This window comes from Spirosoma aerophilum, assembly GCF_054782495.1.
The window spans coordinates 954,882-969,553 of the sequence record NZ_BAAGSJ010000013.1; the positions used below are offsets into that span (position 1 = coordinate 954,882).

Sequence of the window (14,672 nt, forward strand, 5' to 3'; positions counted from 1 at the left end):
TACGTCTTCATTCGCAAAAGCAACGTGGGAGCGTTGCTTTTGTGCATTAATCCTAATGAATATGAACGGTAGGTTAAATTGGTTTATTCAGGGACTGATTTTATTTGTGGGGCTTATCTGTGGGCAGCATACAACGGCCCAGGTTAATCCCGACGCGCAAAAGCGGTATCAGGCAGCGGTAAAACTGGTGCAGCTGGGCGATTATGAACGCGCTAAAGCGGATTTAAATATACTGATTCAGCAACGGGGTGCGTTGGCGCCTTTTGCCAGTTATCAGTATGCCATTGCTGCCTTTCGACAGAAAAACTACAATCAGTCCCGCTTAATGCTCAAGCAGTTGATGGAGCTCTTTCCTGACTGGCGAAAAATGGACGATGCCAGTTACCTGTATGCGGCCGATTGCATGGAAATGGGGCAGTATGAAGATGCGCTGTCAGCCCTTCAAACTATACGGGATCCCCTGTTACGGAAAGACGTTTTGAAACTTGAACAGGCCTTCTTACCGCGTGTCACTGACCTGTCCCGGCTTAAACTGTTAAATCAGACGTTCCCTAATGATCAGGTTGTTGGTCACCTCTTAATTGATCTGATTCAGCGAACGGGCACCGACAAAGATGACCTTGAACTCTCAGATCGGTTGACCAATCGGTTTGGTGTTCCGGCCGGTTTACCAGCCAGATCAACACCCGTCTCTTCATCAACGGCGGCTACAATGCCAACAACTGCCAATGCACAGCCCAGTCGTGTTTCCCGTCCAAAGGGATATTACAATGTAGCGGTCATGTTTCCCTTTCGGGTTGACGAGTTCAGTGCCGAGAAGCTGTTCCGATCGAACCAATATGTATACGATCTGTATAATGGTATCAAAATGGCCAAGGCCAGGCTTCAGGATGAGGGAATAACCGTGAATCTGTTTGCCTATGACCTGGACAACGATGCCAATAAAACGCTTGAACTGGTCAACAGCCCGGCGTTTTCCCAGACCGACTTGATCATTGGTCCCTTATATGGAGAGCCGAACCGCATCGCATTGGCTTACGCGAGCCAGAACAATATCATACTCCTGAATCCCATTGCAACCAGCAGTGATCTGGTCGTTAATCAGCCGTTGGCCTTCTTGGCGCAACCTTCCATTAGTCAGCAGGCCCATAAAGCGGCCGAACAAGTGAAAAATTTGATCGGTCCCCGCAAGGCAGCTATTTATTTCGGCACATCCCGAAAGGACTCCCTGCTGGCAGTTGCTTATCAGGCTGAACTAAAGCGACAGAATTATCAGGTAGTCGATTTTCGAAAGGTGAGCGGCTCCGTGCAGGCTATGGCTGATGCCATGCAGTTTTCCGGGCCTGCTGCTGTCGCTTCAACCCGACCGCTCAGCAGTACGGCCCCACAGCCTGTCGTCAACCTGGGTCATGTTTTTTTAGCCAGCAGCAATACCGATGATGGGGCTCGTCTCCTTGATGCGCTGAGTCGCAGGCGTGTAAACGGACCCCTGATGGCTACAGCCTCCGCTTTCGATTTTTATCGAAACTCGTCTTCAACGTTTACCCGGCGGGACCTTTACCTGCTTTACCCCGATTTTATCGACCCAACAAGAGAGCCGGTTCGTTCCTTTCAAGATGACTATTTGGCTAAGCGCAATACGATTCCGTCGGTATTTGCTGGTCAGGGGTATGACATGATGTTATTCTTTGGCCGACAACTGGCAAGGAATGGCCTCTTAAGCGGCAGCCGGATGAACCTGTACTCAGAACCGGACGATTACGTGCTGTCTGGTTTTGATTATACGCAGAGTAATGATAATCAGATCGTTCCCATCGTAAAGTACGATAACGGACGGTTTGTGAAAATTAATTAACGAGTGAAAGCGGGACTTTTCCTTTACACATTCACTCACTCTTCATGATGACAACAAGCGAACAACTATTTGAAAAAGCTAAAACGCTGATCCCCGGTGGCGTCAATTCTCCGGTGCGGGCGTTTCGTTCGGTAGGAGGTACTCCCGTTTTTATTAAATCAGCCAAAGGGCCATACCTGTTTGATGAAGATGGCCGACAGTATATCGACCTGATCAATTCCTGGGGGCCGATGATTCTGGGCCATGCCTTCGAACCGGTCGAGAAAGCGGTTCGTGATGCCATTCAATATTCCTTTTCGTTTGGTGCTCCCACACGGAAAGAAGTAGAAATGGCTGAATTGATTACTGCCATGGTGCCATCGGTTGAGAAAGTCAGAATGGTCAACTCGGGTACCGAAGCGACTATGGCGGCAATTCGGGTGGCCCGGGGCTTTACCGGCCGGGATAAAATCATAAAATTTGAGGGGTGCTACCATGGTCACGGCGACTCTTTTCTGATTGCGGCCGGTAGTGGCGCCATGACAATGGGCATTCCCGACAGTCCGGGCGTTACGAAGGCGACAGCCGCCGATACGCTGACGGCTCCTTATAACGATCTGGCTACCGTTGAACTGCTTCTGGCCAACAACAACAATCAGGTGGCCGCCATTATTCTGGAGCCGGTTGTCGGTAACATGGGGTGCGTTTTGCCGGAGCCCGGCTTTCTGGAGGGTATTCGCTCGCTCTGTACGAAATATGGCGTCGTTCTGATCTTCGATGAGGTAATGACCGGTTTCCGCCTGGCAAAAGGTGGCGCCCAGGAACGATTCGGCATTACGCCGGATCTGACAACGATGGGGAAAATCATTGGCGGAGGCATGCCTGTAGGGGCGTACGGTGGCCGCGCGGATATCATGAATATGGTGGCTCCGGCGGGACCCGTCTATCAGGCGGGTACATTATCGGGGAATCCCATTGCCATGTCGGCGGGGCTGGCTATGCTGCATCATTTAAATGATCATCCGGACGTTTATACCCGTTTGGATGAAATCGGACAGAAATTGACGGAGGGTTTCCGGGCTGGTCTTGTCAAGGCTGGTTTGGATTATACGATCAATCATATTGGGTCCATGTTCACCCTGTTCATGACCAACCGGTCGGTCTCCAATTTTAGTGAGGCAACTTCGTGCGATGTCCCTCTGTTTGGCCGGTACTTTCACGAAATGCTGAAACGGGGTGTCTACCTGGCTCCGTCGCAGTTTGAAAGTCTGTTCCTGTCCGTTGCGCTAACCGACGAGTTGACGGACCAGATTATTCAGGCAAATGAAGAAAGCCTGTTGGCCATAGTGAATGCATAAGGAGACCGGTAATGTATTATTCGATTATTATTCCTGTTTTTAACCGTCCCGATGAAGTTCGTGAGTTGCTGGTAAGTCTGACCAAACAGACTTACCAGCAATTTGAAGTTCTGGTTATTGAAGATGGGTCGAGCGTAAAATCGGATAAGGTTGTGATTGAGTTTGAGCAACAGCTCGCTATACGTTACTTTTATAAAGAAAATTCGGGCCAGGGGTTCACCCGTAATTATGGGTTTGAACGGGCTAAAGGTGATTACTTCATCATTTTTGATTCCGACGCCCTGATCCCTCCCCATTATTTTGCTGCTGTAAACCAACGCCTTGACGTGGGCGCTGGCCCGTTGCATCCGGCACTCGATGCCTATGGTGGACCTGATGCTGCCCACCCGGATTTTACCGACATTCAGAAAGCCATTAGTTACTCCATGACGTCGCCTTTCACGACCGGCGGTATTCGCGGAAGCAAGAAAAACCTGGGTGGAACCTATCACCCCCGCAGTTTTAACATGGGTCTTTCCCGAACCGTTTGGCAAACAATTGGTGGATATAAGCTGAGCCGGATGGGAGAGGATATCGAGTTTGCCATTCGTATTATCGACAATGGCTTTCAGACGGGGCTCATTCCGGAGGCCTTTATCTACCACAAACGTCGGACGAGCTTCGGGCAGTTTTTTCGGCAGCTACGTTTTTTTGGCCGGGCCCGAATAAATATATCGCGGTATTATCCGGCCGAACTAAAGCTGGTACATGCGTTTCCGGCTTTATTTACCCTATTTGTCCTGGCCATACCAATCTGGTTGTTGATTAGCTCTGTTTTATTTTGGCTATCCGTTGGCGTGTTGGCACTTTTTTCGCTGCTTCTTTTCATTGACGCCAGCCGGAAAGAAAAAAGTCTGAAAGTTGGGTTGCTGAGTGTAGTAGCTGCCTTTGTTCAGTTGGTGGGGTATGGCGTGGGCTTTCTGTCGGAAGGCTGGACACGGTTACGGGAACCCAGGGATTTTCGGGAAACGGGTGCCACGATTGAGTATCCGTCTTAGCATCCTTTTGCCGACAGAAATATAGATTTGCGTTGACGAAATCAGCGACCAGTGCGTTGTTAATATAAACTATTCGATACCCACAGAGAAGATCAGCCCATGGCGAAATTGACCAAACCCCCTGGCCAGCGATTGGTGAAACGCATGAGTACCCGTACCAAAGGGCTGATTGTAGCTCCTTTGGGACTGCTGCTTATCAGTGTGGGCTTATGTGTGTTTAGTGCCGCGGTCGAAGCCAAACAGATGGGGGCGCCTTTTCGGCAGTGGTTTTTGTGGGGTGCCTATAGCCTGATCCTATTCAATGGTGGCTTACTGCTCTTTGGTCAGGCTATTCGGTACCGGGCTCAACTCGATTACCGCCGGTTTGTCCGTCGTGAGCTCAAGAAGCGGGATCGGGAATGGGATCGCCTTCGGCCAAAACGAAAAACCTCACCGGGTAAGGGTGAGGCTAAATAATCGTTCGTCTTTTTAAGCGATTGACGAGTCGACGCTTAAGCGGCTTTCTTCTCGGCAAACGAAGCCTTGATGGCATCAACATCTACGTTCTTGATCGTTGGTTTACGCAGCAATTGTTTGATGGCATTGGTTTTATTATTGGCAATGGCGCGGTTCCGGCGAGCCTTACGCTTTAGTTCTGTTACTCCCATGATTGTATCTTTTTAACGTGTCAGTTCAAAATCAGAGCGCAAAAGTAAGCTTTTTCATTGATTTTTGAAAGTACCATCCCGTAAAGTCCGTATTTTTGCGCCCTAAAAAGCAGCTTGTTGTCGACATTGTTGCTAAAACGGACTAAAATCCGGATTTTATCTGATGCAGAAACCATCTTTGCCGAAAGGCACGCGTGACTTTGGCCCGGCGCAAATGAGCAAACGGCTATTTATTTTCGATACCATTCGGGAAACCTTCAAACGTTTTGGCTTTCAACCCCTTGAAACGCCCTCCATGGAAAACCTGTCGACACTGACGGGGAAATATGGTGATGAAGGTGATCAGCTTTTGTTTAAAATTCTGAACTCCGGCGACTTTGCCGCCAGTCTGACAGAAACCGATCTGGCATCCGGGTCCAAAAAGCTAACACCAAAGATTTCGGAGAAAGGGCTTCGGTATGACCTGACCGTTCCCTTTGCGCGCTACGTCGTTATGAACCGGAATGGACTGACCATGCCATTCAAACGTTACCAGATGCAACCCGTATGGCGGGCAGATCGGCCGCAAAAAGGTCGCTATCGTGAGTTTTATCAGTGCGACGCCGATGTAGTCGGTACCGACTCGCTTCTTTGTGAGGCCGAAATTGTGCTGATGATCCATGAAGTGTTCCGTCATCTGAACGTGCCTGATTTTACGGTAAAGATCAATAACCGGAAAATTCTGGCCGGTATTGCCGAGGCAATTGGCGCACCGGGACAGGAGGGGACCTTGTCCGTTGCCGTTGATAAGCTCGATAAGATCGGTAAGGAGAAAGTCCTCGAAGAACTGCGTGAACGTGGATTTTCGAATGACGCCATTACCAGACTTGACCCTTTGTTTTCCTTTGATACGCTTAATACGGCTCTTGTTCTTGATGCGTTGAAGAACTGGCTTTCGGCTTCCGAAACGGCGGGTAAGGGGATTGCGGAGCTGGAGGAAATGCTGCTCTTAGTTGATCAATACGGATTGGCTGATTCACGGGTAGAAGTTGATCCGACTCTGGCGCGGGGTCTGTCGTATTATACCGGTGCTATTTTTGAAGTAAAAGCCAATGGTGTTTCGATCGGCAGTGTTACCGGTGGCGGGCGTTACGATAATTTGACCGGAACGTTCGGTATGCCGGGTTTATCAGGCGTGGGCATTTCGTTTGGTGTTGATCGCATTTATGATGTCATGGAGGAATTGAACCTGTTTCCGGCAAGTGCGGCACAGGGTACTCAGGTGCTTCTTATTCCTTTCGATGCTGACGCCCGGTCGGTTGCCCTTTCCCTGTTAAATCAATTGCGGACGGCTAATGTGGCAGCTGAAATGTATCCTGATTTAACGAAAGTGAAAAAGATGCTCGACTATGCCAATGCCAGAGCGATTCCATATGTCGTATTGATTGGCTCCGAAGAGGTTCAAACGGGTAATTTGACGCTTAAGAATATGATCACCGGTGAGCAGCAAAAAATTACTGCCGATACACTGGTGCAGCAGTTGGGTTAGTGTCTAAGCCCCGAAATTCTGCACAAAAAGGCCCAGCGCATCAAATCCGTTGGGCCTTTTTAATTGATGGAGGGCTGCGGATTGCGCAATCGTCAGGGCATCCCGAAAATGCTTTTGTAGATACGTAGCCGTTAAGAGCTGAACGGGTAGGGGGAAGTGCCTGACTAATTCAACCGGTGCCCGCAGCGGTCTGATCAGTTCGTTTTGCCTGCGTGCATTTGACGGGTATAATAAAGTGATACTCCGAAGCGGAATAGGTGTATTGGGAAAGTCGGATAGAGGTTGATTAACTAAAAATTTAGTTGCTCCTTCAAAAGACGGCGCCAGGGTCGATTCATCGAACGCCAGACCAGTGACGGTATTTTGCCAGATTTTATATTGCCCAAAGGCTGGGACTACGTATGGTTTTTGATCGATTAGCTGAATAGCGACCAGATCGTCGGTCAACACGGTGTGGCCGGCTTTACCAAAAGCCGCTGCGGTAGTTGATTTGCCGGCACCCGGAATGCCCAGGAAAACGATGGCGTCATGGCTTAGTTTGACGGCGCTTCCATGGAGCAGAAATAATCCTCGCTGATACAACACCAATCCGATTACCTCGCTCAGCAAAAATAAACGCAGGGTTCCTTCGTCGGTATCCGGGCACTGATAGCGAATGTCTGTTCCGTTCGTTACACTGAACAGGCCAATGCCTTCCCAATTCAGAAGCAGGCTTGAGGGTGTCGCGCCGAATTTGGCCCGAATACCCCGTCGTTGAATTCGGGTAGGCCGATTGGCTTTCTGCTGAATCGTTCCTGCGCAGATAAGAACATCTGGTTGGGCGGTTGATTCCTGTAGAATCCCAAAAAAGTTTACGTCCGTTTCCAGCGTCAAGCCAAAGGCAAGGTATTTATTCATGTATGGGTACAGGCAGGTCTTATCGGGCAAAAATAGCCAATTATGATCGACTCTTTGAGACCATCCTACCGATACCTTACCAGGGCGTTGTTCCGGCTATTGTGAACGCTGGTTCTTTTGTGATTTTTTAGAACCTGTCGCTTTTTTCTCCGGGGTCATCTTTTGAGGACTCGTCGCTGAACTTCCCGATCCGTCCGGTGAAGTTGTACGGTTCTTAGGTTTGGTGGCAGGGACATACATATAATCCCGGGAGGCACCTTCATCCGCAATGGTCATGCTGGAGGCACTGGTTTCGGCGGGTCGCTTGCCTTCTGTCAGGTAACCGGTGCCCGTTGAGGCTGTTGATCCACCACTCCGGCCGCCGGTAGTTGACTGTGCCTGAGCGGGCAGCATGACCAGCCTACCAAAAAGCAGGGAAGATAGGAAGATGAGCGTTTTCATTCGTTGAGGAATTTCTGCTTGATTCGGTTATCCGTATCTACCGTAAACCAAGTCTGCGACAGATACGGATAACCCGATCAGAATAACTTAATCCATTTTCTTGTCAATTGCGTTAATCTCGTCCATATGCTTCTGCAAGGTTGGCAGTGTCTTGGACGCAAAACTTTTAACCGCTGGGTTCGTCTTATCGTCTTCAGCAGCTTTTTTGAACAAGTCAATATCTTCTTTGTGGTCGTCGACCATCAGGCTGACATATTTTTTGTCGAATTCAGCCCCTGACAGTTTGGCCAGATCATTCACATGCTTTTGTTCATCCTCGCCCAGTGTGGTAGGGAGCGTAATGTTCTGCGTAGCGGCAATGCTTTTTAATTCTTCATTTGCCTTCGAATGGTCAGATACCATCATGGCACCGAAATCTTTAACATCTTTGCTTTGTGCCTTTTCCTGCGCGAGTCGACCCAGTTCCACTTCCATCATACCACCTGTGGCTGCTTTTACCGCAAACTCATTGCTTTCTTCGGTCGCTCCGGTGCCAGCATCTTCTTTAGCTTCGTTAGCGTCTTCTGCATTTTCAACGCTGTCGCTGCTTTCTTTCTTTTTTTCACTGCAAGCCTGAAAACTCAGGGTGCTGATAACCATCAATACAAGCAAACTTATCTTTTTCATAACGTGATTTTGTTTAGTTATTATCCTACAAAACGATTTAGAACGACTTAGGTTTAACAAACCGCCAATTAGCTGATCAATGAATAAGACATGTATTCGACAAAAAGTGTATTATTTGCTGCCTGGCAACACAGGTGCATATCGTTTTTACGCCTATTCACAGCTTGAAATAGTTTGTTCTTCACGTTTAATAAGGGTTTTACTAGCCGTGTCCAATCAAAAGGCTAATGGGGTTTTATATTTTATTTACAGGCGTACAGGAGCCACAGGAGACGTTTATGCCTTACATACGCATTAGGGGAATCATGTATTTAGCTGCGTCAAAAAAACCAGTAGGTCAATAACCGGAGCAGACGGCTACCTGTTCAAGACGATTCGATTGGATATTATCGCGTCTGTACTCAGTCGCTTAGGGATAGTGTTGTGAACTATTGGACAATAGTCTTAGTTATTCAGACAAATTTCCTATGTTTGTTGTATGGTTATTTCCGATCGTATATCATTGGTGTTTTTAGCCCTCAAAGGGGTGCCGGCTACCCGTTTTTTTGAGATTGCTGACCTGACGGGTTATAAGCGAGAGCATCTGGCCGAGGTGTTCGATACTTCCCTGAAGACATTTCAACGGTATGAGCGCGAGAAAAAAAGCCTCAATCCGCAGGACAGTGAAAAAGTGCTGAAGATAATGGCCCTGTTTCAATTGGGTGAGTCTGTATTCGGCACGGCTGATGCGTTTCGGCGGTGGATGGATAAACCAGCGTATGGATTAGGCCATCAGATCCCTTTTGAACTTCTTCATACGTCTGGTGGCATTGATCTGATCATGGACGAGCTGACCCGTATTGAGTACGGTGACCTGGCTTAGTGACTACAGAAAAGACTCGTCTGTCGAGGCATGCCTACATTACCCAATGATCGTTTATCGAATTACCAAAGCGGCTTATGCCGACCGTTTGGTTGCCTCCGGTGGGGCAGCCCGTTGGAATAGCCGTGGACAGTTTGTTATTTATACCGCAGCAACCCGCGCGCTGGCCTGTCTGGAGAACGTTGTTCACCGGGGTGGGGAGGGGCTGATGGATGTTTTTCGGGTTATGGTCATTGATGTGCCTGATCATCTGCCTATTGACACTATATCTCCCGAAACCTTACCTCCCGACTGGTTTGATTACCAGCAGTACACCCGCTGCCAGCAGATAGGAGGAGAATGGATAAGCAGTAGCCGCTCAGCGGTGCTTCGTGTGCCGTCGGCCATTATTCCCAGCGAGTGGAATTACCTGCTCAACCCAGCCCATCCTGACTTTGGTCGTATCCGCTTGCTGAGTACAGAGCCCTTCGTTTTCGATCCCCGTATCAAATTATAGGCCGTTGAGGATAGGAGTAAAGTTGTCAGGATCGGTGCTGGCAGTTGTTATGTTTTAATTGAAATAGAATTGTATTTGATCTAGATGATGTAAGGGCTTGACAGCGTCGTTTTAAGGCTGTTAAAATGAGTTTCTTGAGGTCCATTTAAGCCCTTTGGGCGTGATTTCACGGCATTATTTCTCTTTTCTCCTGAAAATTTTGTATATTTGTCTATAGAGCGGTCTACGCGCAGTGTGTAGGCTGGAATAGTAATTTTCTGCGAAACTCCTTTGTCACATGGCGGACGAAACTCCCGACCTCGAAACTCCCAGTAATATCATTCCCATCAACATTGAAGACGAAATGCGGGGTGCTTACATTGATTATTCAATGTCAGTTATCATTTCGCGTGCGTTGCCCGATGTTCGTGACGGCTTGAAACCCGTTCACCGTCGGGTATTGTTTGGTATGGCCGAACTGGGGGTGAACTATAACAAGCCCCATAAGAAATCTGCCCGTATCGTTGGTGAGGTACTGGGTAAATATCACCCGCACGGTGATTCCTCCGTGTATGATACGATGGTCCGGATGGCCCAGGACTGGTCGTTGCGGTATCCACTCGTTGACGGACAGGGTAACTTTGGTTCCATTGATGGCGATTCACCCGCGGCTATGCGTTATACCGAAGCCCGGTTGAAACGAATTGCGGATGAACTCCTGACCGACATTTACAAAGAAACGGTTGACTTCCAGGGTAACTTCGATGACTCCCTGCTGGAGCCGACCGTTATGCCGGCCAAGCTTCCGAATTTATTGCTGAATGGCTCGTCGGGTATTGCCGTTGGTATGGCTACCAACATGGCCCCACACAACCTGACGGAAGTGGTAGATGGTATCCTGGCTTACCTGGAGAACTATGACATTACCGTTGAGGAGCTGATGCAGTTCGTGAAAGCACCTGATTTCCCGACGGGAGCTACCATCTACGGCATGGAAGGTGTTAAGTCCGCGTTCAAGACCGGTCGTGGTCGGGTTGTTATGCGGGCCCATGCTACCATTGAAGAGAACCGGGGTAAAACCCAGATCATCGTAACGGACGTTCCGTACATGGTGAACAAAGCGGTGATGCTGGAGAAAACGGCCGAGCTGATCAACGATAAGAAAATAGAAGGTATCGTTGCTTTCCGTGACGAGTCGGATCGGGACGGCCTGCGGGTCGTGTACGATCTTCGGAAAGACGCTATTCCAAACGTTGTTCTGAACAACCTTTACAAGCATACTGCACTCCAGTCATCCTTTAGTATCAACAACGTCGCCCTGGTGAAGGGACGTCCGATGATGTTGAACCTGAAGGACATGATGAAGTATTATGTCGAACACCGGTTCGAGGTAATTACCCGTCGTACGCAGTACGAACTCCGGGAAGCTGAAAAGCGGGCGCATATTCTGGAAGGCCTCTTAATTGCGCTGGATAATATCGACGCCGTTATTGAACTGATTCGTTCGTCGCGCGACCCGGAAGTAGCCCGTACGGGTCTGATGGAGCGTTTCAGTCTGAGCGATGTGCAGGCTAAAGCCATTCTGGAAATGCGTTTGCAGCGTCTGACGGGTCTGGAGCGGGATAAGCTGCAGGCAGAATACGACGAACTGATGAAGGAAATTGCTGACCTGAAAGAGATTCTGGCCAGCGAAGAACGGAAACGGCAGGTGATCCGGGATGAATTGACGGATATCCGGGCCCGTTACGGCGATGAGCGTCGGACCGAGATCAATCCATTGGGTGATGGCAACATCAGTGACCTGTCGCTGATTGCCGATGAGGACATGGTCATTACCATTTCGCACGAAGGCTACATCAAACGGACACCAACGACGGAGTACCGTTCGCAGGGTCGGGGAGGAGTAGGGGCCAAGGCAGCCGCGACTAAGGAGGAAGACTTTACGGAGCATCTCTTTACGGCTACCATGCACAACACCCTGCTGGCATTCACGCAGAAAGGTCGTCTGTACTGGCTTCCGGTTTATGAACTGCCCGAAGGATCCCGAACGTCAAAAGGTCGGCCACTGGCTAATTTTATCAATATTGAGTCCGATGATAAAGTTCGCGCGGTTATTAATGTGTCGGATCTCAAGAATGAGGACTACATCAACAATAATTATATTGTGATGTGTACGCGGAAAGGCACCATTAAGAAGACCATGCTGGAGGCCTATTCCCGTCCCCGTCAAAACGGAATCATTGCCATTACAATCGATGAGGACGACCAGTTGCTGGGTGTGTGTATGACCAATGGCGACAATGACATTGTGATTGCGTCGAGTGCCGGTAAAGCCGTACGTTTTCACGAAAGTCGGGTACGCCCCATGGGCCGGACAGCCGCTGGTGTGCGGGGGATCTCCCTTGATGATGAAGACACGACCGATCATGTCATTGGCATGGTATGTATCTCATCCGCAGAAGCTCAACTGCTGGTTGTTTCGCAGAACGGTTATGGCAAGCGTACGGATATCGATGGTTACCGGATCACGAACCGGGGTGCCAAGGGTGTGGGTACGCTGAAGGTAACGGAGAAAGTTGGCCGGTTGGTTGCCATACTGGACGTAGCCGATAATGATGATTTGATGATCATCAACAAATCGGGTATTGCCATTCGAACCCCGGTCGATGCCATTAGTGTGATTGGTCGTAACACCCAGGGCGTTCGCCTGATCAAGCTGAATGAGGGTGATGAGATATCGTCGGTAACAAAAATCAAACGGGAAGAAGGAGAGGAGTTGGTTGCTTCCGAACCGGAGGCTGTTGTTGTCGATTAGTAACAATATAGATGTCGTTTGAGCCGCCTTTTCTGATATAACAATCAGTATTGGCGGCTCAAACATTTTAAGAGAGGTCATGCTTATACAGACAGATTCCGTAATTTCGTTTTTAATAAGAAAACACAACCCCAGTTTACACATGAAACAAGTTTTTGTAGTACTCGTCGCGTGTCTCCTCTCAACAGGTGTACGCGCCCAGCAAGGCACCACGGGGGCAGATCTAGCCGTCGAAGCCTCTAAAAAGGAAAAAGAAAAGAGCGACAAGGATATTACCGATGCAAAAGCATCAGCAAAGGCCGCTACCTGGATGGATCGGGCTAAAACCTACCAAAACATTGCTGCACAGGGTTTGATGAAAGTCGATTCAGCCGCTGCAACGGTCGCTTATGATGCGTATAAGAAGGTAATTGAATTGGACAAGGACAAAAAAGGTGGTCCTGGTAAATTAGCCAAAGAAGCAGAGGAAGCCCTAAAGGCACCCCTCATGGCTACCGCGTTCATGCAGCAGGGGGTTGCCAAATTCCAGTCCAAAAACTATGCAGATGCCATGAAGTCAATGGCTATAGCGGGTGATATAAACCCTAAGGACACCCTGGCGCCCCTGTACACGGCTATTGCTGCCCAGCAGATAAAAGACAACGCAACGGCAAAGACGCAACTGGAAAAGTATATTACCAGTGGAGGAAAGGATGCCACCATCTACGGATCGCTGGCTATGCTGTACCGGGCCGACAATGAAGTGGATAAAGCACTGGCTGCTTTAGACAAAGGAATTGCGCTGGCACCTGGCAATAAGGATCTTTCAAACGAAAAGATCAATATCATGCTGTCGAGCAACCGGATGGAAGAAGCCATTACCGGCATGAAGCAGATGGTGGAAAAAGATCCCAACAACGTTCAGAATCTGGTGAACCTGTCGATCGTTTACAACAACATCGCCAATAAGTCTAATGAAGAGATTCGGAAACTGGAAGGGGATAGTAAAAAGGGTGGCAATACCGCTAAGCAGATGGCCGATGCAAAAAGCATAGTCGATGCCTACAACAGCGAGATTGCTCGTTTGCAGGCCTCCATCAAGAAAACTCCCAAGCCGGAGTTAAAGCGTCAGCTGAGTGATGTGCAGAAACGGTTGGCTGAACAGAAAACGGAAATAGCTAAACTGGAAGCTGAGGCAAAAGAAGCAGCGGCCAATGCAGGTGCTGCTGCTGATGGGGCGAAGCGGTTGGCTGAATTGAAACAGTCGCAGGCGGATAATAAAGCCCAGGAAAAGATTTACCTGGAAAAAGCCCTCGCGATCGATCCGAACAACTACGATGCTAATTTCAACATGGCAGTTTTCCTTTTCAATGAGGCCGTTGAAATGAAGCGTGGCGTAGACCGGATGGATATGGCCGAGTATAACAAGAATGGTAAAGAGCTGGATGGTAAAGTTTGCGGTAAGTTCAAGCAATCCTTACCTTATTTCACAAAAGCTAAATCGATTAAAGACGATGCGGACGTGAATGAAAATCTGACGAACCTGACGAACATTCTGAAGCAGTACGAAGAGAAGAAGATCGTTTGTATTGAGAGTAAATAACAAATAGGGGCAGTACTTGAGGGTGCTGTCCCTATTTAATAAAAACTTTACTTAACATAATATAAATTATATAACAAATAATATGGGGTCATCCACAGACTTATCAACAACTTATCCACGTGGAACACTAAAGTGTTGCTTTACAAGGACTTAGGTAGTTTACGACCCCAAAACAGGCTCTGCAAGGCCAAAAGGGGCCTTTTTACAAAAAGAGAGGTACGTCGTTAAACCTTATAAATACCCTCTTAGAAGTAAATCAACGAAAAAAATGAGAACCTCCTGGGTACAATGAAAATACTGATTGACTGATTGCTCTAAATCTACAAGGTTTGATAAAAATCCAAAATGAGACAAAAGCTAAATCGGTTGTCCATGAACTGTACGAAGTAATTCGGTTTTAAATAAACGAATTTAAGAGTTCTAGTCGAAGCGGTTTGGTAAGCTGGAAAGTTCATGAGTAATCTGGTGGCCTGACGTTTCATTGGGGTCTCAACTGGTAAGGATGTTTACAATCCCATAAGAATTTATAC

General features: G+C 48.4%; 13 protein-coding genes. 9 read left to right on the top strand and 4 right to left on the bottom strand.

Going from position 1 to position 14,672, the window contains the following annotated elements; genetic code table 11:
* The first annotated feature begins 61 nt into the window (after positions 1-61).
* From ACYVK4_RS15420 to ACYVK4_RS15435, 4 genes are all read left to right on the top strand, one after another.
* A complete protein-coding gene (locus ACYVK4_RS15420; RefSeq protein ID WP_461128415.1) occupies positions 62-1,855 on the top strand; it encodes an amino acid ABC transporter substrate-binding protein in 1,794 nt (597 codons plus the stop codon).
* Between the two features lie 47 nt (positions 1,856-1,902).
* On the top strand, positions 1,903-3,192 hold the full coding sequence (gene hemL / locus ACYVK4_RS15425) for a glutamate-1-semialdehyde 2,1-aminomutase (protein WP_461129606.1): 1,290 nt from the start codon (positions 1,903-1,905) through the stop codon (positions 3,190-3,192).
* A gap of 11 nt (positions 3,193-3,203) precedes the next feature.
* Complete coding sequence (locus tag ACYVK4_RS15430) at positions 3,204-4,229, top strand: glycosyltransferase family 2 protein (RefSeq protein WP_461128416.1); 1,026 nt, start codon at positions 3,204-3,206, stop codon at positions 4,227-4,229.
* 99 nt (positions 4,230-4,328) lie between these two features.
* A complete protein-coding gene (locus ACYVK4_RS15435) occupies positions 4,329-4,685 on the top strand; it encodes a hypothetical protein (RefSeq protein ID WP_461128417.1) in 357 nt (118 codons plus the stop codon).
* A gap of 35 nt (positions 4,686-4,720) precedes the next feature.
* Here the strand turns inward: ACYVK4_RS15435 and ACYVK4_RS15440 are convergent, their stop codons facing one another.
* Positions 4,721-4,876, bottom strand: a complete 156-nt coding sequence (locus tag ACYVK4_RS15440; protein ID WP_461128418.1) for a hypothetical protein — start codon at positions 4,874-4,876, stop codon at positions 4,721-4,723.
* Between the two features lie 163 nt (positions 4,877-5,039).
* Here ACYVK4_RS15440 and hisS point away from each other — a divergent pair, with 163 nt between their 5' ends.
* Positions 5,040-6,404, top strand: coding sequence for a histidine--tRNA ligase (gene hisS / locus ACYVK4_RS15445; protein ID WP_461128419.1), 1,365 nt, complete (start codon positions 5,040-5,042; stop codon positions 6,402-6,404).
* 3 nt (positions 6,405-6,407) lie between these two features.
* Here hisS and ACYVK4_RS15450 read toward each other — a convergent pair whose 3' ends face one another.
* From ACYVK4_RS15450 to ACYVK4_RS15460, 3 genes are all read right to left on the bottom strand, one after another.
* The gene (locus ACYVK4_RS15450) at positions 6,408-7,301 is read right to left on the bottom strand and encodes a serine kinase (RefSeq protein WP_461128420.1); all 894 of its coding nucleotides are present in this window, start codon (positions 7,299-7,301) and stop codon (positions 6,408-6,410) included.
* Positions 7,302-7,397: 96 nt separating this feature from the next.
* Entirely contained in the window at positions 7,398-7,742 is a 345-nt protein-coding gene (locus tag ACYVK4_RS15455) for a hypothetical protein (protein ID WP_461128421.1), read from the bottom strand.
* A gap of 87 nt (positions 7,743-7,829) precedes the next feature.
* Entirely contained in the window at positions 7,830-8,408 is a 579-nt protein-coding gene (locus ACYVK4_RS15460; RefSeq protein ID WP_461128422.1) for a DUF4142 domain-containing protein, read from the bottom strand.
* 478 nt (positions 8,409-8,886) lie between these two features.
* Here ACYVK4_RS15460 and parS point away from each other — a divergent pair, with 478 nt between their 5' ends.
* The 4 genes from parS (at position 8,887) to ACYVK4_RS15480 (ending at position 14,142) form a co-directional block, all read left to right on the top strand.
* Positions 8,887-9,270 (top strand): type II RES/Xre toxin-antitoxin system antitoxin, encoded by a 384-nt coding sequence (gene parS / locus ACYVK4_RS15465; RefSeq protein WP_461128423.1) that lies wholly within the window; start codon positions 8,887-8,889, stop codon positions 9,268-9,270.
* A gap of 46 nt (positions 9,271-9,316) precedes the next feature.
* A complete protein-coding gene (locus ACYVK4_RS15470; RefSeq protein ID WP_461128424.1) occupies positions 9,317-9,766 on the top strand; it encodes an RES family NAD+ phosphorylase in 450 nt (149 codons plus the stop codon).
* 277 nt (positions 9,767-10,043) lie between these two features.
* Positions 10,044-12,560 carry a DNA gyrase subunit A gene (gene gyrA, locus ACYVK4_RS15475; protein WP_461128425.1) on the top strand — a complete coding sequence of 839 codons (2,517 nt, stop codon included), beginning with the start codon at positions 10,044-10,046 and terminating at the stop codon, positions 12,558-12,560.
* Between the two features lie 142 nt (positions 12,561-12,702).
* A complete protein-coding gene (locus ACYVK4_RS15480) occupies positions 12,703-14,142 on the top strand; it encodes a tetratricopeptide repeat protein (protein ID WP_461128426.1) in 1,440 nt (479 codons plus the stop codon).
* Positions 14,143-14,672: the final 530 nt, after the last annotated feature.